General features: G+C 69.3%; 22 protein-coding genes. 5 read left to right on the top strand and 17 right to left on the bottom strand.

Translation table 11 applies throughout. From position 1 onward, the window contains the following. Positions 1 to 19: 19 nt before the first annotated feature. The 10 genes from efeU to hpnC form a co-directional block, all read right to left on the bottom strand. Positions 20 to 2,179, bottom strand: coding sequence for an iron uptake transporter permease EfeU (gene efeU, locus IRT45_RS26120; protein ID WP_228535122.1), 2,160 nt, complete (start codon positions 2,177 to 2,179; stop codon positions 20 to 22). A gap of 82 nt (positions 2,180 to 2,261) precedes the next feature. Beyond that, a complete protein-coding gene (gene ispG / locus IRT45_RS26115) occupies positions 2,262 to 3,389 on the bottom strand; it encodes a flavodoxin-dependent (E)-4-hydroxy-3-methylbut-2-enyl-diphosphate synthase (protein WP_194808517.1) in 1,128 nt (375 codons plus the stop codon). Further along, positions 3,386 to 5,179, bottom strand: coding sequence for a 1-deoxy-D-xylulose-5-phosphate synthase (locus IRT45_RS26110; protein WP_194808516.1), 1,794 nt, complete (start codon positions 5,177 to 5,179; stop codon positions 3,386 to 3,388). The genes ispG and IRT45_RS26110 overlap by 4 nt, the downstream gene beginning before the upstream one ends. Positions 5,180 to 5,227: 48 nt before the next feature. Continuing rightward, the gene (gene hpnH / locus IRT45_RS26105) at positions 5,228 to 6,229 is read right to left on the bottom strand and encodes an adenosyl-hopene transferase HpnH (protein WP_036503553.1); all 1,002 of its coding nucleotides are present in this window, start codon (positions 6,227 to 6,229) and stop codon (positions 5,228 to 5,230) included. Beyond that, complete coding sequence (gene ispH, locus IRT45_RS26100) at positions 6,230 to 7,246, bottom strand: 4-hydroxy-3-methylbut-2-enyl diphosphate reductase (protein WP_375540156.1); 1,017 nt, start codon at positions 7,244 to 7,246, stop codon at positions 6,230 to 6,232. It lies immediately after the preceding gene. Positions 7,247 to 7,709: 463 nt separating this feature from the next. Continuing rightward, the gene (gene shc / locus IRT45_RS26095; RefSeq protein ID WP_194808514.1) at positions 7,710 to 9,899 is read right to left on the bottom strand and encodes a squalene--hopene cyclase; all 2,190 of its coding nucleotides are present in this window, start codon (positions 9,897 to 9,899) and stop codon (positions 7,710 to 7,712) included. Between the two features lie 2 nt (positions 9,900 to 9,901). Further along, positions 9,902 to 10,918, bottom strand: a complete 1,017-nt coding sequence (locus IRT45_RS26090) for a polyprenyl synthetase family protein (protein WP_194808513.1) — start codon at positions 10,916 to 10,918, stop codon at positions 9,902 to 9,904. Further along, positions 10,915 to 12,384, bottom strand: a complete 1,470-nt coding sequence (hpnE, locus tag IRT45_RS26085; protein ID WP_194808512.1) for a hydroxysqualene dehydroxylase HpnE — start codon at positions 12,382 to 12,384, stop codon at positions 10,915 to 10,917. Before hpnE ends, IRT45_RS26090 begins: the two co-directional genes overlap by 4 nt. Then, a complete protein-coding gene (gene hpnD, locus IRT45_RS26080; RefSeq protein WP_194808546.1) occupies positions 12,381 to 13,280 on the bottom strand; it encodes a presqualene diphosphate synthase HpnD in 900 nt (299 codons plus the stop codon). The genes hpnE and hpnD overlap by 4 nt, the downstream gene beginning before the upstream one ends. 5 nt (positions 13,281 to 13,285) lie before the next feature. Beyond that, the gene (hpnC, locus tag IRT45_RS26075) at positions 13,286 to 14,140 is read right to left on the bottom strand and encodes a squalene synthase HpnC (RefSeq protein ID WP_194808511.1); all 855 of its coding nucleotides are present in this window, start codon (positions 14,138 to 14,140) and stop codon (positions 13,286 to 13,288) included. Between the two features lie 179 nt (positions 14,141 to 14,319). Between hpnC and IRT45_RS26070 the strand changes: the two genes are divergently transcribed. Beyond that, positions 14,320 to 15,462, top strand: coding sequence for a CdaR family transcriptional regulator (locus IRT45_RS26070; protein WP_228535120.1), 1,143 nt, complete (start codon positions 14,320 to 14,322; stop codon positions 15,460 to 15,462). 17 nt (positions 15,463 to 15,479) lie between these two features. On the opposite strand, the gene crcB (IRT45_RS26065) is transcribed toward IRT45_RS26070, so the two are convergent. The 3 genes from crcB (IRT45_RS26065) to IRT45_RS26055 all read right to left on the bottom strand — a co-directional run bounded on the left by crcB (IRT45_RS26065) (position 15,480) and on the right by IRT45_RS26055 (position 17,152). After that, on the bottom strand, positions 15,480 to 15,842 hold the full coding sequence (gene crcB, locus IRT45_RS26065) for a fluoride efflux transporter CrcB (RefSeq protein ID WP_194808509.1): 363 nt from the start codon (positions 15,840 to 15,842) through the stop codon (positions 15,480 to 15,482). Then, positions 15,839 to 16,357, bottom strand: coding sequence for a fluoride efflux transporter CrcB (gene crcB, locus IRT45_RS26060; RefSeq protein ID WP_194808508.1), 519 nt, complete (start codon positions 16,355 to 16,357; stop codon positions 15,839 to 15,841). Before crcB (IRT45_RS26060) ends, crcB (IRT45_RS26065) begins: the two co-directional genes overlap by 4 nt. A gap of 147 nt (positions 16,358 to 16,504) precedes the next feature. After that, on the bottom strand, positions 16,505 to 17,152 hold the full coding sequence (locus tag IRT45_RS26055) for a phosphatase PAP2 family protein (protein WP_228535118.1): 648 nt from the start codon (positions 17,150 to 17,152) through the stop codon (positions 16,505 to 16,507). Between the two features lie 194 nt (positions 17,153 to 17,346). Here IRT45_RS26055 and IRT45_RS26050 point away from each other — a divergent pair, with 194 nt between their 5' ends. Then, complete coding sequence (locus IRT45_RS26050; RefSeq protein ID WP_194808507.1) at positions 17,347 to 18,081, top strand: LysR substrate-binding domain-containing protein; 735 nt, start codon at positions 17,347 to 17,349, stop codon at positions 18,079 to 18,081. Between the two features lie 47 nt (positions 18,082 to 18,128). Here the strand turns inward: IRT45_RS26050 and IRT45_RS26045 are convergent, their stop codons facing one another. Further along, complete coding sequence (locus IRT45_RS26045) at positions 18,129 to 18,413, bottom strand: DUF2631 domain-containing protein (RefSeq protein ID WP_086006940.1); 285 nt, start codon at positions 18,411 to 18,413, stop codon at positions 18,129 to 18,131. Positions 18,414 to 18,575: 162 nt separating this feature from the next. On the opposite strand from IRT45_RS26045, the gene dxr reads away from it, so the two are divergent. After that, positions 18,576 to 19,715, top strand: a complete 1,140-nt coding sequence (gene dxr, locus IRT45_RS26040) for a 1-deoxy-D-xylulose-5-phosphate reductoisomerase (RefSeq protein ID WP_194808506.1) — start codon at positions 18,576 to 18,578, stop codon at positions 19,713 to 19,715. 21 nt (positions 19,716 to 19,736) lie between these two features. Next, positions 19,737 to 20,960 carry an RIP metalloprotease gene (locus IRT45_RS26035; protein ID WP_194808505.1) on the top strand — a complete coding sequence of 408 codons (1,224 nt, stop codon included), beginning with the start codon at positions 19,737 to 19,739 and terminating at the stop codon, positions 20,958 to 20,960. Between the two features lie 27 nt (positions 20,961 to 20,987). Here IRT45_RS26035 and IRT45_RS26030 read toward each other — a convergent pair whose 3' ends face one another. The 3 genes from IRT45_RS26030 to nfi all read right to left on the bottom strand — a co-directional run bounded on the left by IRT45_RS26030 (position 20,988) and on the right by nfi (position 25,364). After that, the gene (locus IRT45_RS26030; protein WP_194808504.1) at positions 20,988 to 23,783 is read right to left on the bottom strand and encodes a cation-transporting P-type ATPase; all 2,796 of its coding nucleotides are present in this window, start codon (positions 23,781 to 23,783) and stop codon (positions 20,988 to 20,990) included. Between the two features lie 32 nt (positions 23,784 to 23,815). Continuing rightward, positions 23,816 to 24,076 (bottom strand): three-helix bundle dimerization domain-containing protein, encoded by a 261-nt coding sequence (locus IRT45_RS26025; RefSeq protein WP_228535116.1) that lies wholly within the window; start codon positions 24,074 to 24,076, stop codon positions 23,816 to 23,818. Positions 24,077 to 24,581: 505 nt separating this feature from the next. Further along, entirely contained in the window at positions 24,582 to 25,364 is a 783-nt protein-coding gene (gene nfi / locus IRT45_RS26020) for a deoxyribonuclease V (protein ID WP_309241160.1), read from the bottom strand. Between the two features lie 255 nt (positions 25,365 to 25,619). Between nfi and IRT45_RS26015 the strand changes: the two genes are divergently transcribed. After that, on the top strand, positions 25,620 to 26,168 hold a 549-nt coding region (locus IRT45_RS26015), incomplete at its 3' end, for a flavodoxin-dependent (E)-4-hydroxy-3-methylbut-2-enyl-diphosphate synthase (RefSeq protein ID WP_194808543.1).

Here is a 26,168-nt window from a genome sequence, read left to right as displayed (position 1 = left end):
GGTCGGTGGTTCGGCATGGTCAGTGGGAGATCGGCACTTCGAGCAACCGCGGCACCTTGGCGAGTTCCTCGAGCGCGGCGCCGAGGCGCGCGTTGACGGCTTGCCGCGCGGCCGGTGGGGTCCGATCCGGCGACTGCCACTGTCCGTGGTTCTGGGTGGCGAGCAGGGCCGCCTGCAACTCGTCGAGGCGGGTGCGCAGGGTGGCGCGTAGTTGCGGCGCCCGCGGATCGATCAGCGGGCCGAGCTGATCGAGCACCGCGCGGGTCACGTCGATATCGGCGACCGTCATCGCATACGCCGCACCCGCGCCCTCGTCGTCGATGCCCGAAATATGATCGCGCAGAGCGTCTTCCAGGATTTCGTGCGCGCGCAGCGGCAGATTCTTCGGATCACCGGCGAGGTCGTCGCTGCCGAGGTTGTTCCGGATGTTCGCGATATCGCCGCCGAGCCGATCGACCACCGGCAGCAGCTGTTCGGGCCGCTGTCCGTGCCGCAGGCCGTATTCCAGCCGGTGCAGACCGGTGAATCCGGGATCGTTCACACCGCCGGGCAGGCCGTCGGGCAGACCCGAGACCGCGGTGCCGGCGTCGCCGAAACTGTTGTAGGAGGCGCCGACCCGTTCCCATTCCAACTGGGTGTTGAGCCAATCCGCTTGTGCGGCAGCGATATTGCCGCCACGCAGATCGTTGCCGATCGCGGTGACGGCGCCTGAGAGCCGGGTCAGCACGCCGGCGGCGTAGGCCTGATAGGCGTCGTTGGGGCCGCGCAGATCGTCCTCGGTCACGCGTTTGACGGCCGGCGGGGTGTCGCCCGCCTCGCCACTGACCTGCACCGCCGCCGACGAGGTCACCGGCTTACCGGACATCAAGCATTGCATGGTGTAGCTGCCGCTGCTCAAGGTCGCGGTCAGGTTGGCGGTGGTGGCCGGGCCGATCGTCTCGATCTCACCGACGACCGCACCGCCGGAGTTCACCAGGTTGATCTCCCCGGCCTTGGACGTCTTGTTCTGCACCTCGAACGTCTGCGTCCCGGCCCGTCCGGACTTCCATTCCGCGGCACATGAGCTGTCGGTGACCGACACCGCCTGCGCCTTACCGGAGCCGCTCGACGGCAGTAGCGCGATCGCCACCCCGGCGGCCAGGGCGGGAACGACCACCAGCACCGCCCCGACCAGCAACGGCCGCGGCCCGGCGATTCGCTCCCACCAGTCGGGCGTGTGCTCGCAGTCGGCTGGAGCCGCTGACGCCGGTGCGGCGCCCCCGCCACTCGCCGCAGCGGTAGCAGTCACCGTCGCTGCGACCGCAGGCTGCGCCGCCGTGGCGGGGGCCTTCGCGGGCGCCTGGCGTCCGGCGCGGATGAACAGGGGTATCACCACGGCCAGGTAAACCACCCACGCCACCACCTGCAGCACGGTCATCCGCGGGGTGAGTTCGGTGATGCCGGTGATGATCGAGACCCACCAGGAGTTCGGATCGATATGCGCCGACAGGTCGAAGGCGACCCAGTGGCGACCGGGCAGAATTCCGGCGTCCTGCAGATCGCCCAGGCCGTAGGACAGCACACCGGCGGCGATCACGATCAGCGCGAGCGCGGTGCGGTTGAAGAACACCCCGAGGTTGAGTTTCACCGACTGCCGGTACAGCAACCAGCACAGCACCCCCGCGGCGGCGAAACCGAGCGCGGCGCCGACCAGCGGTGCGACCGTAGTGCCGGATGCCTTCACGGCGGTCCAGACGAACAGCGTCGATTCCAGGCCCTCGCGCCCGACGGCCATGAAGGCGGTGATGGCCAGCGCGCCCGCCCCGATCGCGGTGGCGCGGGCGACCTCACCGCGAAGTTGACCGGACAGCGACGCGGCGGTGCGCCGCATCCAGAACACCATCGCCGTCACCAGTCCGACCGCGATCACGCTCAGGGTGCCGCCGACGATTTCCTGGCCGGAGTTCGAGAGCACGCTCGTGGAGTAGGTGAGCACGGCCGCGAAGCTGGCCGCCACCGATACCGCCCCCAGCAGGCCGAGCCAGACCGGGGTCGAGGAGACCGGGCGCTGCGGGGTCGACGTCTTGCGCACGGCAGCCAGCAGGATCGTCACCACGAGTCCCGCCTCGAGGCCCTCCCGCAGGCAGATCAGTAGATTCGGTACAGCCTCGGCCCAGCTCACTGTCCAAAGGTAAGGCATACCTATACCGCAGGTCCAATCCTGCATGGCCGTAGCTAGTGCTCATTGCCGCAGGTGGGGAGGTATGCGAGGTATGTCCGTATTAGCCGGGCCGGCTCTCGGGCGCGTCCTCGATCAGTGTCAGCGCTTCCTCCAGCAACGCCTCCACGATCATCGACTCCGGCACCGTCCGCACCACCTCACCGCGGACGAAGATCTGACCCTTGTGATTGCCCGCCGAGACCCCGATATCGGCTTCCCGTGACTCACCCGGACCGTTGACGATGCAGCCCATCACCGCGACGCGCAGCGGCGCCGGAAAATCCCGGAAGGCCGCCTCGACCTTCTTCGTGAGCTCGAAGACGTCGACCTGGCAGCGGCCACAGGTCGGGCAGGACACGATGTCGAGGGTGCGGGGTCGCAGCCCGAGTCCGGCCAGGATGTGATGCCCGACCTTGACCTCCTCGACCGGCGGCGCCGACAGCGAGACCCGGATCGTGTCGCCGATCCCCTCCGACAGCAGGATGCCGAACGCGGTGGCCGATTTCGCGGTGCCCTGCAGCGGCGGACCCGCCTCGGTGACCCCGAGATGCAGCGGATAGTCGCAGCGCTGGGCGAGCAGCCGGTAGGCCTGGATCATCGTCAGCGGATCGTTGTGTTTCACCGAGATCTTCAGGGCGGTGAATCCGTGCTCCTCGAACAGCCCGGCCTCCCACAGCGCCGATTCGACCAGGGCGGCGGCCGTGGCGCGACCGCCGTGCCGGTCCAGGACGCGCCGATCGAGGGAACCGGCGTTGACCCCGATGCGGATCGGCACCCCCGCCGCACCGGCCGCGGCGGCGATCTCACGAACCTTGTCGTCGAAGGTGCGGATGTTGCCCGGATTGACCCGCACCCCGGCGCAGCCGGCGTCGATGGCGGCGAAGACGTAGCGCGGATTGAAATGGATGTCGGCGATCACCGGGATGGCCGAGCGGCGGGCGATCGTCGGCAGCGCCGCGCAGTCGTCCTGGGTGGGTACCGCGACGCGGACGATATCGCAACCGGCGGCGGTCAATTCGGCGATCTGGCGCAGCGTCGCCTCGACATCGGCGGTGACGGTAGTGGTCATCGACTGCACCGAAACGGGTGCGCCGCCACCGACGGGCACCGAGCCGACGTCGATGCGCCGGCTCTCCCGGCGTGGTCGCAGCGTCGGAGCCGAGGGCTCGGACAGGAATACGGCTGTCATCGGATCCTCTCGGTCGCGGGTAACCATTCCGTGCAGGCCGCGGCGATGCCCTCGCCGGTGAGGCCGTAGTCGGCCAGGATGCTGTCGCGGGAGGCGTGGGCGATGAATGCGGTCGGCAGGCCGAGCGCGCGGACCGGGGCGGCGTCGGCGTCGCGGGCGACCGCGTGCATCAGGTGGGTGCCGATCCCGCCGGCGGCGATACCGTCCTCCACACAGACGGTGAGCCGATGCCGCGCCGCGATCGCCGGTAACCCCGGATTGATCGGCCACACCCAGCGCGGATCGACGACGGTGGCGCCGAAACCGCTGTCGGTCAGCAGTTCCGCCGCGCGCAGACACGGCCCCGCCATCGGGCCGACCGCCACCAGCAGGATGTCGAGCGGACTGCGCGGCCCGCGATACAGGATATCCATCCCGTCCATTCGCGCCAGCGGTGAAATATCGTCGCCGGCAGTAGCTTTCGGATAACGCACGGTGGTGGGGCCGGCCGTGGCGACGGCTTCGCGCAGGAGTTCGCGGACCCGGCCGGGATCGCGCGGACAGGCGATCCGCATCCCCGGCACGCAGGTGAGCAGCGCCAGATCCCACATGCCGTGGTGGCTCGGTCCGTCCGGCCCGGTGACGCCCGCGCGGTCCAGCGCCAGGGTGACGGGCAGGTCGTGCAGGGCGATATCGAGCAACACCTGGTCGATTGCGCGATTGAGGAAGGTCGAGTACACCGCCACCACGGGATGCATACCGGCTGCCGCCAATCCCGCCGCGGACGCCAGCAGGTGCTGTTCGGCGATGCCGGAATCGAACACCCGCTCGGGCGCGCTCCGAGAGAATTCGCCGAGTCCGGTGGGCAGCCGCATCGCCGCGGTCAGGGCGACCACCTCCGGGCGGTCGCCGGCGATATCGGCCAGTTCCGATTCGACGATATCGGTCCAGGTGGGGGCTGGTTGTTTCCGCGGCGCACCGGTGACCGGATCGATCACCCCGCACGCGTGCATGCGGTCGGCCTCGTCCGCCTCGGCCGGGCCGAAGCCGCGGCCCTTGACCGTCACCGCGTGCACCACAACGGGTTTGGCCAATGCGACCGCCTTGTGCAGGGCCGTGCACAGCGCGCCGATATCGTGGCCGTCCACCGGACCCAGATAGCTGAAACCCAAGGCGTCGAACAGATTTCCGGAAACGATGTCGCCGTCGCGCAGCCCGGCGAGATGGCCGGCCAGCGCACCGACGGTCGGATCGTAGGAACGCCCGTTGTCGTTGAGCACCACCACTACGGGCCGCCCGCCCGCACCCAGATTGTTCAGACCTTCCCACGCCACCCCGCCGGTCAGCGCCCCGTCACCGATCACCGCCACCACCCGGCGATCATGCTCGCCGCGCAGGTGGAAGGCCTTGGCGATGCCGTCGGCCCAGGCGAGACTGACCGAGGCGTGGGAGTTCTCCACCCAGTCGTGCGCGGATTCGGTGCGATTCGGATACCCCGCGACCCCACCGGCCTGCCGCAGCGTGTCGAAGGTGGACGCCCGCCCGGTGAGCAACTTGTGCGCATAACTCTGATGTCCGGTGTCGAAGACGAGAACATCGGTGGGCGAACGGAATACGCGGTGCAGCGCGATGGTCAGTTCCACCGTCCCCAGGCTGGCGCCGAGATGGCCGCCGGTTCCGGTGACGGTCTCGACGAGGCGATCGCGTAACCGCTGCGCCAGCGCGGGCAGTTCGTCGTCGGACAACGCGGCCAGCGCGTCGGGTCCGGTGAGGGCGGCGAGCGGGTCCGGCCCGCGCGGCGAGGGTTTCATGCGTGGCTCACCTTCCGGTGTGGGAATTCGGCCCGGTGTCGATTCGACTCAGCTGACGGCGGCGCGGATCGTCTCCTTCAACGAACCCAGCGTCGCGACCACCGCGGTCGGCTCGTACCCGCAGTGCGCCATGCAATTCGAGCAGCGCGGATCGTTGCCGCGGCCGAAGGCGTTCCAGTCGGTGTCGTCGATCAATTCCCGATAGGTGGCCACATAACCGTCGTCGAGCAGATAACACGGCCGCTGCCATCCCTTGAGCGAATACGACGGAATCGCCCAGGCGGTGCAGTCGAAGTCGACCTTGCCCTCCAGGAAATCCAGATACAGCGGCGAGTGGTTGAGCCGCCACTTCTTGCGGCGCCCGTCGGCGAAGGCCTTGGCGAACAGCTGATGAGTCTCCTTCACACCGAGCCAATGCTCCTGATCGGGCGCCTTCTCGTAGGCGTAGCCGGGTGCGATCTGCATATGGTCGATCTCGAGCTCGTCGTTGAGATAATCCAGGACGTCGATCACGTCCTGCGGCGAATCCACATCGAAGAACGTGGTGTTCGTCATCACCCGGAAGCCCGCGGCCTTGGCCTCGCGGATCGCGGCCACGGCCTGATCGAAGACTCCGTCCTTGCACACCGAGGCGTCGTGGCGTTCACGCAATCCGTCCAGGTGCACCATCCACGCGAAATTGCGGTGCGGGGCGAACTTGTGCAGATGTTTGGGCAGTAGCACCGCGTTCGTGCACAGGAAGACGATCTTGTTGCGGTCGAGCAGTTGCCGCACGATCTCGTCGATCTGCGGATGCATCAGCGGCTCACCACCGGCGATCGACACCATCGGCGCGCCGCATTCCTCGATCGCCCCGACGGCCTGTTCGACCGGCATGCGCTGTTTGAGCAGCGTGTGCGGATGCTGGATCTTGCCGCACCCCGCGCATTTCAGATTGCAGGCGAACAGCGGCTCCAATTCGACCAGAATGGGGAACTTCTCGCGCCGCAGCAGCTTCTGTTTTGCGAGATACGCTCCCAGACGTACGGATTGACGGAATGGCATGGCCATTCAGCTCACCTCCCGAGGCAGGTTGAATCGAATACTCTCTTCGGTCACGGTGATGTGGCGGACCCGGAGGGCGCCGAGCCCGGACAGGGCCTCGACCAGGTCGTCCACCAGATGCGGCGGTGCCGACGCGCCGGCGGTGACGCCGATGCGGCGGGTGCCGGCCAGCCAGTTCAATTCGACCTCGCCGGCGTCCTCCACCAGATGCGCCGCCACACCCTCGGCCGCGGCGACCTCGGCCAGCCGCAGCGAATTGGAGGAGTTGCGCGAACCCAGCACCAGCACCAGGTCCGAGTCGCGGGCCACCGCCCGCACCGCCTGCTGGCGATTGGTGGTGGCGTAACAGATGTCGTCCTTGCGCGGCCCGCTCAACGCCGGAAACCGTTGCCGCAGTACGGCAGCCGTGGCCTCGGCCTCCGCGACGGCCAGGGTGGTCTGCGTGACGTAGGCGACCCGATCGGGATCCGGCGGCGACACCCGGGCGGCGGCTTCCGGATCGGCGACCACGACGACGTTCTCGGGCGCCTCGCCGCGGGTGCCCACCACCTCCTCGTGCTCGGCGTGCCCGATCAGGAAGACCGTCTTGTCCATGGCGGCGAAGGCGCGCACCTCCGCATGCACCTTCGACACCAGCGGGCACGTGCCGTCGACCACCCGCAGGCGGCGGCGTTCGGCCTGGCGGCGGACCTCCGGGGCCACCCCGTGCGCGGCGAGCACGACCACCGCGCCTTCGGGCACATGATCGAGCTCCTCGACGAAAACCGCTCCACGCTCGGCCAATTCGCGCACCACATGGCCGTTGTGCACGATCTGACGCCGCACGTACACCGGTGCGCCGAAGCGGTCGAGGGCCTGCTCGACGATCTCGATCGCCCGCTCGACCCCGGCGCAGAACGAGCGCGGACCGGCGAGCAGGATCTCGCGCTCGCCGGTCGCCGCCGACCACCGGTCCAGCGCCGGCGCCGCCGCGCGCAGCGACCGCAGTGCCCGCACCCCACGCCGGATCGTGCCCGGGCGCAACAGTGGCGCGTCCGGGGTGTCGACGATCGCCCGGACCGCGACGGCCTGCCCGTCGGGGGCGTCGGCGGCGAGGAACGCCGTTTCGGTATCGACCGCGAGCGCGCCGGACTCCGCGAGCGCCGCGCGCGCCCGGCCGGTGACGACGCGTTCGGCAGAATACACCGGCCCGAGGCGGGCGGGCAGCCCGAGTCGCACCAGTTCGCCGTGCAGCAGAATCGCTGCGGGACTGGGCAATTCGGTACCGTTGCGCCGAATCTCGCTGGCCACCACCAGATCGCCGGGGTGTAGCTCCGTGGTCAGCGCACCCGCGACTCCCGCCACCGCGACCGGCCCCGCCGCGGCGGCGTCGTAGCGCCGCCGCGGACCGCGCCCGGTGTGCACCACCGGCGCCGCGGCGGCGCCACGCAGTGCTGCCCACTCCGAAAGCAAAGGGGCGCAGACGGTTCCAGGCCGGGCCATACGGTCAGCTCCCGTCCCGACCGGCGGTGCCGGCCCCGTTCGAGCGCGGGGTGCCGACGCCGCGGCCCCCGCCGTCCGAGGCGGTGTGAGTGCTCCTGCCGGGCGAGCCGGTCGAGGTGCTGCCGCGGAGCGAGTCGGCGCCGTCCTCGCCGAACGCGCCTGTGTGCCGGCGCCCCTGGACGGCCGCTGCGCCGGTTGCCGGGGACATGACCGGTGCGGAATCCGCAGCTGCGGTGACCTTCCCGCCCGATGCGGTCTGTCGCCGCAAATACCGCCCGAGCGCCCAGACCGGGAACACCAGCCGGTACAGGTGGTAGTTGATGTAGAAGTCGCCGGGGAATCCGGTGCCGGTGAACAGGTCCTCGTCCCAGCCGCCGTCGGGTCGCTGCGTGCGCACCAGCCAGTCGATGCCGCGGCGCACGGCGGGAGCGTCGTGTTCCTCGGCGGCCAGCAGGGCCAGCAGCGCCCACGCGGTCTGCGAGGCGGTGGATTCGCCGCGGCCGACCCATTCCGGCTCCCGATAGGAGCGCAGATCCTCACCCCATCCGCCGTCGGCGTTCTGATGGGCTTCCAGCCAGCGCACCGCCGCCCGGATCGCCGTCGACCGTGGACTCGTGCCCGCCGCGACCAGCGCCGGAACCGCCGCGCCCGTGCCGTAGACGTGGTTGGCGCCCCAGCGCCCGAACCAGGAACCGTCGGACTCCTGATGATCGAGCAACCAGCGCACGCCGCGCCGGCACGCGCGATCACCGCTGCGCCCGAGCACCGCCAGCATCTCCACCACGTGCGCGGTCACATCGGCCGAGGGCGGATCCGTGACGGCGCCGAAATCGCAGAACGGCAGTTTCGTCGGCAGGATCGAGGTGTTGTCGGCGTCGAAGGCGCCCCATCCGCCGTCGGCGGACTGCATGCCGACCGTCCAGCGCACCGCGCGTTCGATCGCGGTATCCAGGGCCGCGCGGTCCGGATGCGAAACCTGATGCAGCGCAATGACGATCTCTGCGGTGTCGTCGGTATCAGGGTAGACGTCGTTGGCGAATTCGAACGCCCAGCCGCCGGGTTCCAGATGTGGCCGGCGCACCTGCCAGTCGCCGCCGGCGGTGATCTGCTCACCCAGCAGCCAGTCGGTGGCCCGCAGCACCGCCGGATCGTCGGGCGCCACCCCGCCGTCCAGCAATGCGGCCGTCGCCAATGCGGTATCCCACACCGGGGACTGGCAGGCCTCGAGCCGCCGTACCTCGCCCTGCGGTGTCTGCTCGCGGACGACGAATCCGTCCAGGCCCGCGATGCCCGCCCGCATCGCCGGATGATCGAGCGGATAGCCCAGAAGGTGCAGGGCCAGTAGCGAATACACCCACGGCGGCTGAATGCCACCCCAGCCGCCGTCAGACTCCTGGCGGGCCAGAATCCACTCCGCGGCGTGCCGCATCGCCACATCGCGCAGCGGATTCAGCGGCAGTCGCGCATAGGTGTGCAGCACCGTGTCGACACGCTGGAACACTCCGGCCAGGGAGATGAGGGGCGCGCGGCGGGCCCGCGGCGCGCCGGTCCGCAATTCGTCGATGCCGAACGGCAGCGGGCGGCACGGCCGCAGTGTGGCCACCACGGTCAACGGCACCACGGTCTGGCGGGCCCAGCAGCCCCAGTCGTAGATGTTGAGCGGAAACCAGGACGGGAACAGCACCAGTTCCGGTGGCAGATTCGGCAGATCGTCCCACGACCACAATCCGAACAGCGCCAACCAGATTCGAGTGAAGACCCGCGAGGCCTCGATCCCGCCCTCGGCGCGTACGAAGTCGGCGGCGGCGCGCATATGCGGTGCGGCGGGGTCGTCACCGGCCAGCCGCAGGGCCACCCATGCCTCGGCGGTGGTCGACAGGTCGCCGGGTCCGCCGTGGAAGGTCGCCCAGGTTCCGTCGGCGCGCTGCTGCGATCGGATCCAGCGGGCCGCCGGCTCGGTCACGTCCGGAGTGGAGATGCCGAGGAACTCCCGCAGCAGCAGATCTTCGGCGTCCATCGTCACATTGGTCGCCAATTCGCCCTTCCACCAGCCCTGTTCGTGCTGGGACGAGCGCAGCAGCCGCACCGCCGCGTCGGTGGCGGCGCGAACCGCGCTCAGTTCGTCGGCGCCGCGCGCCGGATCGACCGCTGCCCGCCGGTTCGCTGCCGCATTGCCGGTGTGGGTGACTGTCATTGCTATGCACTCCGTTCCACGATGAAATCCGCCAGGTCGCAGAGCTCCCGGCGGTATTCGGGGGTGAGGGTGACCGCGGTGAGGGCCTGCTGGGCGGTGCGTACCCGCCGCCGGGCCTCGGCCCGCGCCCAGCGCCGGCCACCGGCGGTCTCGACCATGTCGGCGGCGGCCCGCAGATCGTGCTCACTCGGTTCGCCCGATTGCGCCAGCCACTGGGCCAGCGCCTGCCCGGCCGGGCGGCCGGATTCCAGGCACCAGGTGACCGGCAGCGACTTCTTGCGTGAGCGCAGATCCGAGAACACCGGTTTGCCGGTCACCGCCGGATCACCCCAGATGCCGAGCAGATCGTCGACGAGCTGGAAGGCGAGGCCGATGCTGTCGCCGTATGCCTGCAGCGCCGCGATCGTCGCCGGTGGCGCTCCGGCCAAGACGCCGCCGACCGCGGCGCTCGCCGAGAGCAGCGCCGCGGTCTTGCCCATGGCCATCCGGATACATTCGGCCAGGCCCACATCGTTGCGATGTTCGAAGCCGACGTCGGCGGCCTGGCCGATGATCAGATCCTGGGTCGCCTTCCCGATCAGCCGGGCCGCCGCCACCGCATGGGGGGAGCCGGAATCGAGCAGCACCTCGTGTGACAGCGAGAGCATCGCGTCACCGGCCAGCACCGCGACCGGATCTCCCCACACCGCCCACACGGTGGGGCGATGCCGACGGGTGGCGTCGCGATCCATCAGGTCGTCGTGCACGAGCGAGAAGTTGTGCACGAGTTCGACCGCCACCGCACCGGGGATCCCGCAGAGTGCGTCGCCGCCGGCGGCGTGGGCGGCGAGCATGGTCAGCCGCGACCGCACCGATTTGCCGCTGTCGGCGACGACCGGGCGGCCGTGTTCGTCGCAGAAGCCGAGGTGATAGGCGACCACCGGCCGGATCGCGTCGTCGAGCCGTCCGACGGCGTCGCACAGCGCCGACCGGACGGCATGACCGTCGGCATCGACCGTGGACAGGGTTGTCACTGTCATCTGATCACCTCCGATATCCGCGTGCGGGGTTCGGGCGTACCGGTGCGCTCGGCGGCACCGGCGCGGGGCCGTAGCCCCGCCAGATGCGAAATGACTTCGGCCGCAGCGGCTTCCCCGCTGCGCACGGCGCCCTCCATGGTCGCGGGCCAGCCGGTGTCGGTCCACGCCCCGGCCAGCGCCAGGCCGGGCAACGCGGTGGCCGCGGGCGGACGCAGCCGCGCGCTGCCCGGCGCGGGCCGGAACGTCGCATGGCGTTCGCGAGTGACGAAGAAGTCGGCCACCTGTGCCGCACGGGCGGCGGGCAGCAGCTGTTCGAGGGCGGGCAGGAATTCCCGGCGCAGCTCGGCGACCGGGCGATCGACGAAGGCATCGGCGGCGGAGACCGAGACGGCCAGATACTGCGCGCCCGCGGGGAGCGGGCTCGCTGCTCCCGCCGCGCCGGGGCCGTCGGTCGCGGCCGCACTGCGCGGACCCGCCTCGGTGCGCAACCCGGATGCATCGGTCCGGTCGAACACCCACTGCACGACCGTGCCGACACCGGCTCGCAGCGGTTCGTCCATCACCGGCCGGTCGTAGATCACATGAATGTTGACGATCGGCGAACTACCCAGGCCAGCAGCCCAATTCGCGGGCAGCTCCACCGCGTCGGCGGGCAACACCGCCTGTGCCGCCGTCGGGGGCACCGCCGAGACGACCGCGTCGGCGGCGAATTCGCTGTCGCCGGTGTGCACCGACCAGCCGGCCTCGGAACGCCGGACGGCCGTGACCTTCTCGTGGATCACCGTCGCGCCCGCCGCGGTGAGTGCCGCCTGCCCGGCGTCGCCGTGCAACTGCCGCAACGGAATCCGCGACCAGCCGATATCCGCCGCGTCCGAGTCGGTGAGCAGGCCGATCTGGAATACAGTGGCGGCCAGTGCCAGCGATACGTCGTCGGCGCGGGCGTTGAGGGTGGCGATGCCGACCAGATCCCACAGACTGTCGACGGCGTCGCGATCCTGGCCATGCGCACGCAACCAGTCGCCGAAACTGGTTGCGTCCGCGCGGGGATCGCTGGTGTCGACGGCTCGTAGCGCCAGCGCCGCCCGGACGAACCGCAGCCGCGCGCCCGGCGACAACCAGGGATAGCGCAGCAGTGCCCAACTCAGATGCAGCGGCGCCGGCAGCGGCAACCGCCGCAACCTGCCCACCCGCCCGGCGCCGGAGACCGGAATGTCGAGTCGCGGTTGCAGCCGGACCGCATCGCGCATGCCGAGCCGATCCAGCAGCGCGAGATAGCGGTCGCAGCAGCGCAGGAAGACGTGCTGGCCGTTGTCGATCCACAGCGCACCACGGGGGAACGAATGCGTCAGCCCGCCCAGCCAGGGGCGCGATTCGAACACCCGCACCGCATATCCGGCGTCCGCGCAGCGCAGGGCCGCGGTGATCCCCGCGAGCCCGCCGCCCACCACGGCCACCCGCGCCGTCATCGCGGGCCCCACCCGAATGCCGTCATCGAATACTGCAGCAGCGCGCCGGAGGCGACGCGCGTCTTCTCCCGTGCGCTCAACGACAGCCGCCGGTCGTAGACGGCCACCGGATTGGCGCGGATGCGCCCGTTGAGCCGCCGGTAGATACCCGCCATCGCCGCGCAGCAGGCGGCACTGCGCCCGTCCAGATGCGGAATCAGGCGCAGCCCCAGGCAGTACCAGTTCTCGGCGCGTTCGGCGCCGCTGCGGATCAGCGCGGCCAGTCCGCCGTTGGGATCGTCGAGCGCCCCACCGGCGTCGAGTTCCAGCCGGACGCCGAAACGCAGCAGCTCGTCCCGGGGCAGATAGACGCGGCCGTTGCCGAGATCCTCGCGGATATCGCGCAGAATGTTGGTCTGCTGCAACGCGATCCCGAGCTGATCGGCGTACAGCGGGGCGTACGGATCGCCGCCGGAGCCGAAGATCGACAGGCACAAGCGGCCCACCGCCCCGGCCACGCAGCGGCAGTAGTGGGTCAGCTCGTCGAAGTCGGTGTAGGTGACGCCGTCGACATCGGCCCGCACCCCGTCGATCAGTTCGCCGAACGCGCCCAGTGGCACCGGATAGCGCCGAGCGGTGTCGGCCACGGCGAACAGCACCGGATCGTCGGTTCCGGCGCCGCCGGTGACCTTGTCCAATTCCTTGCGCAACAGGGTCAGCGCCTCGGTTTTGGCGGCCGGTTCGCCCTGCTCGTCACCGATATCGTCGATGCGCCGTGCCAGCGCGTAGAGCGCGCACAGCGCCGAACGCTTCTCCGGGGGCAGCAGCCGGATGCCGTAGTAGAAGTTCTTGGCCTCGGTGCGGGTGATCCGCTCACAGGTGTCGTAGGCCGCCGCCGTGGTCGGCCCGATCGCGATACCGCTCACGGCGACACCACCGTGGCCTTGCCGAGCAGCGTGACCATCGAGGCCACGGTGTCGACGTGCCGGGGCCGCACCGGTTGACTCCACACGTCGCCCTCGGCCACGCGCAACGCCCGCGCGGTCGCGCAGCCGCCCGCGAGATACCCCGCGACCGCGAGCCGGGCCCATCCGGTGAGCCGGGCGACCAGCGGAGCGCCTTCGCCGAGCATCGATTCGCAGCGTTCGACCTGGGTGAGCACCACCGCCCGGCACGCCGGATCACCCGGTCCGCCGGTGGCCAGCGCCGCGTCCGTCACCCCGGCCGCGGCCAGATCGTCCTGCGGCAGATAGATGCGCCCGGCCGCGTAGTCCTCGGCCACGTCCTGGCAGTGCTCGAGCACCTGCAGGGCCGAACAGACCCGATCCGACAGCGCCACCGTGTCCGGTGTGGACTGGTCGAAGACCGCCAGCACCAAGCGGCCCACCGGATTCGCCGACAGCCGGCAGTAGCCGAGCAGATCCTCGAAGGTGGCGTAGCGGCCGACGCGTTGATCGAGCAGATTCGCCTCGATCAGTTCCTGGAACGCCTCCTGCGGCAGATCGCACGCCGCCACGGTGGGTGCCAGCATCTGCAGCACCGGATCGTCGGGTGTGCGACCCTGATAGAGACCGGCGAGGTCGGCGCGCAGTGTCAGCAGGTGCGACACACGATCGCCGGGGGCTGCGTCGCCGACCTGGTCGATTAACCTGGTGGCTGCGTAGACCGCGTGCAGGTGCCGGCGTGGTTCGCGCGGCAACCACCGCAGCGCGACGGGAAAGTTCTCTTCCTTTTCACGGGCCCGCAGCCAGCGGGCCGGGGCTGTCGCTGCGTCCATGATTCGATGGTGAACGCAACACAGGGCTCAAATCTTCAACCGTTGAAGTGATTCCGGTTGGTCTTTTTTGTATCCGGAAGATAATCGAGTCGGAGAGGACTCGAATGAGCGATTCCCATAATGAAATTCCGATAACACCGGAGGCATTGGAGCAGCTTTCGGAGGAACTCGACGCTAGGATGCCCGACCTCCTGGACGAGGTCCGTGATCTGCTCGCCGCCGAGTGGCCCGACTACGCGCGCTATCTCGACGACCATCGCCCCGAGGTGGCCGAGGTCGGAGTGCTGTTCGTCCATCGGCTGCTGGACCTGGCCGAACACGGCCCGCGCACAGGAGATTCGGCCGGTGAGGGTGTTCCGCCGCCGACGCAGTTGGTCTTCGAACAGGTCGGGCGCCAGCAACTGCAGGACGGCGCGGACCTGTCCGATCTGCTCGGCGCGTACCAGGTCGGCGCCCGGGCGGCCTGGCATCACGTCGCGGAAACGGCGCTGAAACTCGACCTGGGACCGGAGGTGCTCGCGGTGCTGGCGGAGGCCGTTTTCGCCTTCGTCGACGAATTCTCCGCGGCCTCCGCGCACGGTTATGTGCTCGAACAATCCGCGTCCAGCGCCGCCCGGGAACGCCATCGCGAGGAATTGGCGGAAATGTTGCTTTCCGGGCGTTCCGACACCATCGGAATCCGGCTGGCCGCCGAGCGCGCGGGCTGGCAGCTACCTCCCGAGGTCGCGGTGGTGCTCGCCGATCCGGCCGATGCGCGCTCTTGCGGGGTGGTGGAACATCTCGGCGGTCACTGCCTGCCGATCCGGCGCGACGACGCGGTCGGGGCGATCGTGCCCAGTCCGATGCTGGGCGGGCGGATCACCCGGCTCATCGCCGCGCTGCGGGGCTGCGACGCGGTGATCGGCCACGCGCTCACGCTGGACCTGCTGCCGACCGGTATGCGGATCGCTCGCACCGCGCTGCGGTTGCGCAAGGCCGGGGTGCTGTCCGGATCGCCGGTGGTGGTCGCCGACGAACTCGACACCATCATCGCCAATCGCGACGAATGGCTGCTGGAGACGCTGCGAGCCCAAGTGCTGCAACCACTTCGGGAGTTGCCCGACGGTAAGCGCGACCGGCTGGTCGAAACGCTGCGCAGCTGGCTGTGGAACATGGGCGACCGGCACGCGGTCGCCGACGATCTGCACATCCACCCGCAGACCGTGCGCTACCGCATGGACCGGCTGCACGATCTGCTCGGAGAGCGCCTGGATTCGCCGCGCGAGCGGGCCCGCATGTATCTGGCGCTGGTCTGGGACCAGCCGCACGGACGAGCCGGGTGAGCAGAGTACGCGAGATCTCAGCCGAGCACCGCGTGCGTGACGGCATAGCCGAGCAGTGCGGCGCCCAGTCCGGCGATCACGCTGATCACCACGTTCATCGCGGCGTAGAACACCGCGCGCTGTTCCAGCAGCCGGACCGTCTCGTAGCCGAAGGTGCTGTAAGTGGTGAGCGCCCCGCAGAATCCGGTGCCGGCGAACGCCAGCACCGGACTTCCGGCCGCACCACCGGTGAGCGCGCCCAGAATGAGGCAGCCGACGATGTTGACCGTGAGCGTGCCCCACGGGAACAGGCTGTCGTGGCGCGCCTGAACGAACCGATCGGTGAGATAGCGGGCCGGGGCGCCGAGCACCGCACCGGCGAAGACCAGGACGACGGTCACCGTGCCTCCCCTCGAATCACCTTGCGAAGCACCGTCATTCGCGTCACCGTCACCCCGGCGAGCACCGCGAGCAACGCGCTGAGCAGAGTCGCCGCCAGATAGACGAACGCCGTCACGGCCGAACCGGGTTGCAGCAGATTGCGGATCTCGACGGCGTAGGTGGAGAAGGTGGTGAACCCGCCCAGAAATCCGACCCCCAGGAACGGCCGCACCAGCCGATGCGCCGACCACACCTCGGTGATCAGCACCATGAGCACGCCGATGGCCAGGCAGCCGAGCACGTTCTCGGTGAAGGTGCCCCACGGGAACTGCCCGGGGCGGGTCGGCAGCAGCTGGGTCAGCCCGTAGCGGGCCAGACCGCCCACACCGCCACCCAGCCCGATGACCGCCAGCACGGCGCCGTGTTCGCGCAGCAACTCGCGGCGCTGGGACGGGACGTGCAGATCGATATCGGGATCGACCGGCCGGTCGGCGGATGCGCCGGGCCGGGGCTCCTCGCGGCGTAGTTCGGACAACGACGGACTCCTACTCGAACACGAACATGGCAGTACCTCGAGTAGGGACTGTTGGCGATCGTCGGATCACGGTTGCTCCGGCCGCTGCGCCGAAGTGGCGAGCCCCACCGCCACGTCGGACAGGATAGCGAATCCGGCCGGCCCCGCTCACACCCGCGAGACCGGCGTACTTCCGGGGTCGGCGACCAGCGGTGCCAGGGCGGAGGACCGCATCCGCGTCACCACCGCGGTGGCCGGGCGGGCCAGCAGCAGACTGACGGCCGTGGCGACCGGAATGGCCAGGATCGCCGAGGCCACGACGTCGTGCGGATAATGACCGCCGACGTAGACCCGGCTGAAGGCCAGGACGACCGCGAATATCGCCGTGATCCAGCCCAGCCGCCGATTCAGCAGATACAGCGCCGCGACGGTCGCCGCGGCGGTGGTGGTGTGGCCGCTGGGGAACGAATAGTCGCTCGGCACCGGGCACGTCTCGATGATGTAGGCGGTGGGCACGCCCCGGCACGGGCGCGGTTCGGCGACGATCACCTTCACCACCTCGGCGACCAGATAGGCGATCACCACACTCACCGGAGCCAGCAGCGCCAGCGCCATCGTCCGGTCGTCGCGGCGGCGGGCCTGCCACCAGCCGATCACCATCAGCACCGCGAACACCGCCAGACCGGCATCGGTCAACCACAGCATCGTGTCGTTGAGCCACCGGGTGTGGTCGGCGAAATCGGTGATGGTGGTGAACAGCGGCCGATCGAATCCGGGGCCGCCGGATGCCATCGGGGCCGGGGAGGGGGTCGTCAACGCATATCCGATCTGGTCTGCCCGGCACGCCGGGGGAGGATGGGAAACGTACTGCGATCATTTCTACCGTGTTCGCCCGGTGGGCACGGTTTCGACCACTGCCGTCGACCTCCGCGTCACCTCGATCGCGTATCGGGCCGCTGGGGTCGGCGGCGGATGCCGAACCGGCCCGCCCGGTGCCATACGCTGGCCGCATGACCGAGTCTGCTCCCACCGCGCTGCGCATCGGCTACGTCCCGGGCGTCACCGTCGCCAAGTGGGCGCGGGTGTGGGCCGAACGCTTCCCCGACGTCCCGCTCGACGTGATCGCGGTGCCGCAGGCCCAGCAGCGCGAGGCCCTGGCGCAGGGACGAGTCGACATGTGCTTCGTCCGATTGCCGATCGAACGCGAAGGGCTGCACGCGATTCCGCTCTACCACGAGGTCGCCGTGGCGGTGGTGCCCAAGGATCATCCGATCGGGTTGTTCGACGAGGTGAGTCTGGCCGATCTGGCCGGCGAGCGGATGCAGGACGCGACCGATCTCGACGCCGTGGGCGACACCGTCGAATTGGTGGCCGCGGTCGGCGGGGCGGCGGTGGTTCCGCAGTCGCTGGCGCGGCTGCATCATCGCCGCGACCTGATCTATCGTCCGCTCACCGATGTCGATCCGACGCAGATCGCCCTGTCCTGGCCGATCGAGGACGCGGTCGAACTGGCCGAGGAATTCATCGGTGTCGTGCGGGGCCGCACGGCACGCAGTTCCCGGACCACCGGTGAACGGGATCGGCGCGGCCGGCAGGATTCCGGCGCGCGCGCCGAAGGCGGTGCGGCGCAGCGCGGTAGGGGCCGGGGTGAGAGTGGTGCGAAACCGGCCGCGCGCCGGGGTGGCGCCGCGAAACCGGGGCGGGCGGGCAAGGCCGGCGGCCCCCGGAAACGACGCGGCCGCTGAGGCAGAACCTCAGCGGCCGGTCGAACCAGGCTGTGCGCGAAGCGGATTCAGCGCGGCTTGCGCTGAATGATCGAATCGCGGATCAGGATGGCCGCCAGCGCGACGGCGAAACCGATCAGGAAGATGTATCCGGTGTAGCCGGTGCCGGAGGTGTGGCCCTGCTGGTTCTCGAACAGCATGGCCAGCAGGATCACGACGACGACCCATCCGGCGATACGGAAGGTGCGCCGCGATTCACCACTCCAGCCCCAGGCGGCGGAGGGAACCTCGGCGGGATCGACCTTGGTGACGACGCCGGCGCTCTTGGCGGGTTCCAGTTCCGTGGCGGCCACGTTCGCTCCCATCATTTCCGTGTGCGCTGCGGCTCGCGGGCGCGGAGTACGCCGTGAGGTCCGCAGGTCGTGAAGGTGTCTGTCGAGAATATGTTTGCATACGACCGGCCGTCGTAGCCAGCGGGGTGACGTCCGCGGCGATTCACCGTGGACAATGAGTGCGTGTCCGACATCGTGAAAGTTCTGCTGCTGGGCAGCACCGGCTCCATCGGCACCCAGGCATTGGAGGTCGTCGCCGCCAATCCGGACCGATTCCAGGTGGTCGGCCTGGCCGCGCGCGGCGGCAATACCGATCTGCTGGCCGAGCAGATCCGCGCCACCGGTACCGACAACGTGGCGGTCGCGGATCCGGCCGCGGCCGCGAAACTCGGTGTGGGCCTGGCCGGTCCGGACGCGGTGACCGAACTCGTACGCCGCACCGACGCCGACGTGGTGCTCAACGCCCTGGTCGGCGCGCTGGGGCTGCGGCCGACGCTCGCGACGCTGGAATCGGGGCGGCGCCTGGCACTGGCCAACAAGGAATCGCTGGTCGCGGGCGGCAGTCTGGTGACGCGGGCCGCCACTCCCGGGCAGATCGTCCCGGTCGACTCCGAACACTCCGCGATGGCGCAATGCCTGCGCGGCGGCCGCGCCGACGAGGTCGCGCGGCTGGTGCTCACCGCCTCCGGCGGCCCGTTCCGCGGCTGGACCGCCGAGATGCTGGAATCGGTGCGCCCCGAGGAGGCCAAGGCCCATCCCACCTGGTCGATGGGTCTGATGAACACCCTCAATTCGGCCACGCTGGTGAACAAGGGCCTCGAACTGATCGAGGCGCACATGCTGTTCGGCATCGACTACGACAAGATCGACGTCACGGTGCATCCACAGTCGATCGTGCACTCGATGGCGACCTTCACCGACGGCTCCACTCTCGCCCAGGCCAGCCTGCCGGATATGAAACTGCCGATCGCGCTGGCGCTGGGCTGGCCGGACCGGGTCCCCGGCACCCTCGCCCCGATCGACTTCGGCACGGCGTTCACCTGGGAATTCGAACCTGTCGACACCGGGGTCTTCCCCGCGGTCGAACTGGCTCGCGCGGCGGGTAAGGCCGGCGGTAGCGTCACCGCGGTCTACAACGCCGCCAACGAGATCGCGGTGCAGGCGTTCCTCGACGGTGTGCTCCGATTCCCGGATATCGTGCGCACGGTCGCGCGGGTGGTCGAGTCGGCCGACCGCTGGGCCGCCGAACCCAGTACCTTGGACGAGGTGCTCGCGGCGGATGCGTGGGCGCGACAGCGTGCGCGCACGCTCGTGAGCAACTGATTCAGGAGGGTTCCATACCGCATGGGCTTCGCGATCGGATTCGTGCTGTTCGCCCTCGGCATCACGGTATCGGTGGCGCTACACGAATGTGGCCACATGTGGGCGGCGCAGGCCACCGGCATGCAGGTGCGCCGCTACTTCGTCGGCTTCGGGCCGAAGGTGTTCTCGTTCCGCCGCGGTGAGACCGAATACGGCCTCAAGGCGCTGCCGCTCGGCGGTTTCTGCGATATCGCGGGCATGACCGCGCTGGACGAGGTCCCCCCCGAGGACCTGCATCGCGCGATGTACCGGCAGGCCACCTGGAAGCGCCTGGTGGTGATGTTCGGCGGCATCGCGATGAACTTCATCCTGGGCTTCCTGCTGATCATGCTGCTCGCGGTGGCCTGGGGGCTGCCGCGGCTGGATTCGCCGCCGGCCACCCAGATCTACCCGGCCGGTTGTGTGCCCGCGCAGAACCCCGACGGGTCGACGCAGAAGTGCACCGGTCCCGGCCCGGCCGAACGCGCCGGATTGCAGCGCGGCGACCTGGTGACCGCGATCGACGGCAAGCCCGTCAAGACCTGGGACGACTTCCGCTCGATCACCGAGAAGGCGAACGGCCCGGTCGTCTACACGGTGAAGCGCGACGATCGGACGCTGCAGATTCCGGTGACCCCGGAGCGGGTGGCCACCTATCCGCTGAAGTCCACGGACAGTTCCGAGCGAGTCACCACGCCGGTGTACGTGAGCAAAGTCGGTGTGGCACAGGATGTGTACAGCCCGGTGAAATACAACCTGGTCGCGGCGGTTCCGGCGTCCGCGGCCTTCACCGGGGACATGTTCGGCCGCACCTTCGCTTCGCTCGCGCAGATGCCGAGCAAAGTCGTCAGCCTCTGGCACGCCGTGACCGGCGGCCAGCGCGATGCCGACACTCCGGTCAGTGTCTACGGCGCCAGCAAGATCGGCGGTGAGACGGCCGAGCACGGATACTGGAATATGTTCGTGCTGGTACTAGCCAGCCTGAACTTCTTCCTCGGCGCGTTCAACCTGCTGCCGCTGCTACCGCTGGACGGCGGCCATATCGCGGTGGTGATCTTCGAGAAGCTGCGCAACATGTGGCGCAACCGCAAGGGCCTGCCCAACGGCGCTCCGGTCGACTACATGAAACTGCTGCCCGCCACCTACATCGTGGTGGTGATCGGCGGTGCGTACATGATCCTCACCCTGGTCGCCGACATCGTGAACCCGATCAAACTGTTCCCGTAGTGGATTCGGCGTGTGCGCGGTCCGGCCTCAGTGGGCCCGGGCCCGCAGCGGCGCCACCGCGACCGCAGCGTTCAACGGCTCCGGCGGTGTGCTGCGGCGCATGTGGCGGCGCCGCAGCGCCTTCTCCGCCTCGACGGCGATCGGGATCAGCAGCGACCAGCCCAGACAGGCCAGCCACTGCCCGCCCGTCAGCGTCGTCGTCATCAGCAGATCCTGCAGGAAGCCCAGCTGCACGGCCAGGACGGTGACCACGACCGGGATCGACAGAATCTTCAGGGCGCCGAGAATCGGTGCGGTGAAACCGGATTCGGGATCGCGGCGCATCGCCAGCCCGGCGAGGACCGACCCCAGCGACAACACCACGAAGGTCGTCGTCATCGGCACCGAGGCGGTGTCCGTGTCCATCTCGCCGGGAGCCAGCAGCATGGCGGCGAGGGCGACCGCGAACTGCAGCACCCCGTAGATCAGCCACTGCGTGAACGCGGTCCGGTTGGCGATCGGCATCGCCGGATCGCGGGGCGGTTTGTTCATCAGATTCGGTGGCGGGGGATCGGTCATGATGACCGCGACCGGGAACAGTGTGATGAAGAAGTGCTGGAACAGCACCATCAGCGGGGTCAGCGCGACGCCGTGGTTGATGTCGAAGATACTGGCCACGAGGAACAGCAGTACCAGGGAGAACAGTTTCGACATCTGGTACCGGATATAGGACACGATCTTGTCGTAGATGCTGCGGCCCAGGCGAATCGCGGTGATCAGCGTCCCGAAGTTGTCGTCGGTGAGCACCATCTCGGCCGCCTGTTTGGTGACCTCGCTGCCCGAACCCATCGCGACGCCGATATCGGCCTTCTTCAACGCGGCGGCGTCGTTGACCGCGTCACCGGTCATCGCCACCACCGCGCCGCTCCGTTGCATCACGCCGGCCAGCCGCAACTTGTCCTGCGGCGTCACCCGGCCGAACACATGCAGATTCGGCAGCGCCTCGGCCAGTTGCTCGTCGGTCATGGCTTGCAGTTCCGCGCCGCCGACCGCCCCCGGCCCCAGCCCGAGTTCGGCTCCGATCGCGGCGGCGGTGATCGCGTGGTCACCGGTGATCATGCGGACGTCGATGCCCGCCTCGTGGGCGATGCGCACCGATTCGACCGCCTCGGGTCGCAGCGGGTCGATGATGCCCGCCATGCCGACGAAGGTGAGATTCTCGACCATCGACATGGGGTCGGTCCGCGTGGCGTCCTCCCGGCCGTCGAGGATCCGGGCAGCGAAGGCCAGGACGCGTAGTCCCTGCTCCGACATGGTGCGCATCGCCGCGGTGATCTCGGCGCGTGCCTCGTCGATCGGCACCTCGGTGCGGTCCGGGCGGTAGGCGCTCGCGCAGCGGGCCAGGACCATATCGGGTGCGCCCTTGACCAATTCGACGAATCGAGTCCCCTCGTCGACGCGCAGATGGTGGAAGGTCGCCATGAATTTGTAGGCCGAGTCGAAGGGCACTGCGGCGACGCGCGGACAGTCGCGGCGGGTGAGCGGAGCGTCGATGCCGAGTTTGGCCGCCAGAACCACCAGCGCGGCCTCGGTCGGATCGCCGACCACCTCCCCGGTGTCGGACACGGTGGCATCGCTGTCCAGGCACAGCCCGTAGGCGAGCAGGGTGAAATCCGGGGTGCCCGCACCGGCGGCCTCGGTGACGATTCCGTTCTTGCTGTAGCCCTCTCCGGTCACGCCGTACCACCGGCAGTGGAAGAACAGCGAGCGCACCGTCATCTGGTTCATGGTCAGGGTGCCGGTCTTGTCCGAGTTGATGGCGCTGGTCGCGCCGAGCGTCTCGACATCGGTGAGGTTCTTGACCACGGCCCTGGCGTCGGCGAGGCGGCGGGCGCCGTAGGCCAGCATCGCCTGGACGAAGGTCGGCAGACCGGTGGGAATCGCGGAGACGCCCATCGAAATGCCCAGCAGCAGTACCGCTGTCACATCCTGGCCGCGCAGTGCGCCGATCACCACGATGATCGCGACCGCCGTCCACGCGATCACACCGAGCAGTTTCGTCAGTGAATCCAGCTCGCGCTGCAGTGGTGACCTCGACGGGGCGACCGCGGAGAGCATGGACGCGATCCGGCCCATCTCGGTGTTCATCCCGGTTTCGGTGACCACGATGGTGGCGGTTCCCCGGGTGATCGAGGTGTTCTGATAGACCATGTCGCCGCGGTCGCCGAGCGGCACGTCCGCGGCGGCGAGGGTGCCGGGATCCTTGGCGACGGGGGCGCTTTCACCGGTGAGCGCCGCCTCCTGGGTTTCCAGGGTCGCGGAGGTGACGAGCCGGCCGTCGGCGGGGACGATATCGCCGGCTTCGAGTTGGACGATATCGCCGGGTACCAGCTCGAGCGCGTCGAGCTGGATCAGCACTCCGTCGCGCAGCACCCGCGCCTGCGGCGACTGCATCTTCGCCAGGGCGTCCACGCTTGCGCGCGCCACGAGTTCCTGCCGCGTGCCGAGTACGACGTTGAGTACGACCAGCACCGCGACCACGACGGCGGTCGGGATCTCGCCGATGACGATGCTGACCACTACCACCGCGATCAACATCAGGTTCATCGGATCCCGGAGCTGGCGCAGCGCGACGGTCCACGGCGCCGGTGCGGGTTCGGCGGCTATCTTGTTGGGGCCGTAGCGTCGACGCCGCTCCTCGGCCGAGGCGGAGGTGAGTCCGGCGTGCCGGTCCGAGGACAGCGCCGCCACCACGGCGTCGGCGTCGCGGGCGTGCCAATCGGCCGGGGCGGGAGCCGGCGGACCCGCCGACGAACTCTGGGGCACCGCTTGTGTGGCCGCCATAACGCTCGTCCTTTCCCTCGGCGCGATCCTCCTCAGATGACCGTCACCGGGTGGGTGCCGCGCGGACGGATGCGAGGCGACGGCGCCGCTGTTCCGGCCGGCCGGATGCTGATCGCTTGCCGCGCCGCCTTCTCGACCAGAAGGGGGACGAAGTCGTGTACTCGCGCATCGGAGAACCGCTTGTGGATGCCGCGCACGATGAGTTCTATGTCCCCGGGCGGGACGGACGGGTGGCTGGCGATCAGCCGCTCGATGACTTGTTCGACCTGAATCAATTCCTCATCGCCGGTCATCGGTCCATCGTCTGCCCGGCGACGAAACTCGTCAAGGCACGAATTGGACGCGAATTTCGACCGCGGCTTGCCTTTTCGTGTTTCGTCCTGTCCGCCGCCGGCATCCGCTCTGCTGTTACACCGCTTGATCTGCGATATTCAGCGCGGGAAGCGGTGGCGGCAGTGGGCCTCCGGCGGCGTCGCGGATCGGAGGAAAGGAGTCGAATCGCACGGAGATAGGGCGAATGGCTTTTCGGTTTCCAGCTGCTTCGATTATGTTCGAGGGACAGATAAACAAATCGATCGAGTTGATCGCTACGGTAATTCGACAACGAGTATTCGGAACGAGGTGGCATTCGACTCCGGCGCCTCCCGAACGATGATCGCCCGTCGCCTCGAGTGGCGTTGACGCTCCGCGGATCTCGCCGATGAGCACGTCGAGAACTCTCATTAGCGATGAGATTGCCGAAGCTCGTCTCCGAGATTGTTTCGATGCTGCCGCACGGCGCCGGTCTCCGGATTCGCGCTAGCCGTGAGCGACGGTGTCGCGCAGCAGCGCCCGGCACAGATGATCGGCGCGACGGGTGGTTTCGGGCTGGCGGTACCTCGGCGCCAGCGCGAGAACCCGGTCGCAGGCGGTGTCGAGGGAGATGCGATGGCCCACCGACACGTACACCGGTTTGATTCCGGGCTGGGTGCGCAGCGCCCGCCCGACCACCTCGCCGTCCACGGTGATGTCGGCGACCGAACCACGGGCGGCGTCGGGCTCGTCGCAGTCACCCCACACCGTCTTGGCGACGCCGATCGACGGCAGCCCGGTCAGCACGCCCAGGTGGCATGCCAGCCCGAAGCGCCGCGGGTGGGCGATGCCCTGGCCGTCGCACACCAGCAGATCGGGCGTTGTGCCGAGGCGCTCCAGCGCGGCCAGGGTGGTCGGCAGCTCCCGGAACGCGAGCAGGCCGGGGACGTACGGGAACCGCGTCGTGCCGCGGGCGACGGCGGTGTCGACGGTCTCCATCGTGTCGATGTCGAGGACTACGACGGCGGCGACGACCGCGCCGGACTCGTCGTAGGCCGAATCCAGGCCCGCGACGGTGCGATATCGCGGCGGCCGCGGGTCGTGGGTGAGCACCGAATCGCGCAATCGTTGCTGCAGTGCCGCAGCCGCTTCCGGGTCGGCGGGCAGTTCCGGAGTCATCGCCAGGCGCACGGTCAGCGCCGCCCGACACGTGGTCGTGGGATGTACATCCGGTGAATCCTCCTGAACGCGACGGTGGGCGCCGGCCTTCGGCTGGTCCACGGTAACCACATCGGTATCCGAGCGGAAAATCCCGGATGACCGGGCATCCCGAAGGGCTGCGGGCAGCCCGGCCGGGCAGCGGTGCGGTCCTGGTCACAGTCGTTCCCGGCGGTGGAGGGCCCCGCGCGCACCGGTCACCGGCCGGGGTGTCGGTGCTCTCACAGGCCGCGCCCATACCGCCCGCACTAGACTCGGCAGCGAACGGGTGCACCAGACGCAGACGAAAGTAGGCAGCCGAACGTGAGCACAGCCATCACCCTGGGGATGCCGGCCGCACCGGCGGCGGTCCTCGCACCGCGGCGTAAGACGCGCCAGCTGATGGTGGGCACGGTGGGAGTGGGCAGTGATCACCCCATCTCCGTCCAGTCGATGACCACGACCAAGACCCACGACGTGAACGCCACGCTGCAGCAGATCGCGGAGTTGACCGCATCGGGCTGTGACATCGTGCGCGTGGCCTGCCCGCGGCAGGAGGATGCCGACGCGCTGCCGATGATCGCGAAGAAGTCGCAGATCCCGGTGATCGCGGACATCCACTTCCAGCCGCGCTACATCTTCGCCGCGATCGATGCCGGCTGTGCCGCCGTGCGCGTGAATCCGGGCAACATCAAGGAGTTCGACGGCCGGGTCAAGGAGGTCGCCAAGGCCGCCGGTGCGGCCGGGATCCCGATCCGGATCGGCGTGAACGCCGGCTCCCTGGACAAGCGCATGCTCGAGAAGTACGGCAAGGCCACCCCCGAGGCGCTGGTGGAGTCGGCGCTGTGGGAGGCGAGCCTGTTCGAGGAGCACGGCTTCGGCGATATCAAGATCTCG

It is taken from the genome of Nocardia sp. BSTN01 (assembly GCF_015354405.1).
Lineage (GTDB): Bacteria > Actinomycetota > Actinomycetes > Mycobacteriales > Mycobacteriaceae > Nocardia.
The sequence above is the reverse complement of the archived record's forward strand: the minus strand, read 5'-3'. Positions and strand labels throughout refer to the sequence as shown.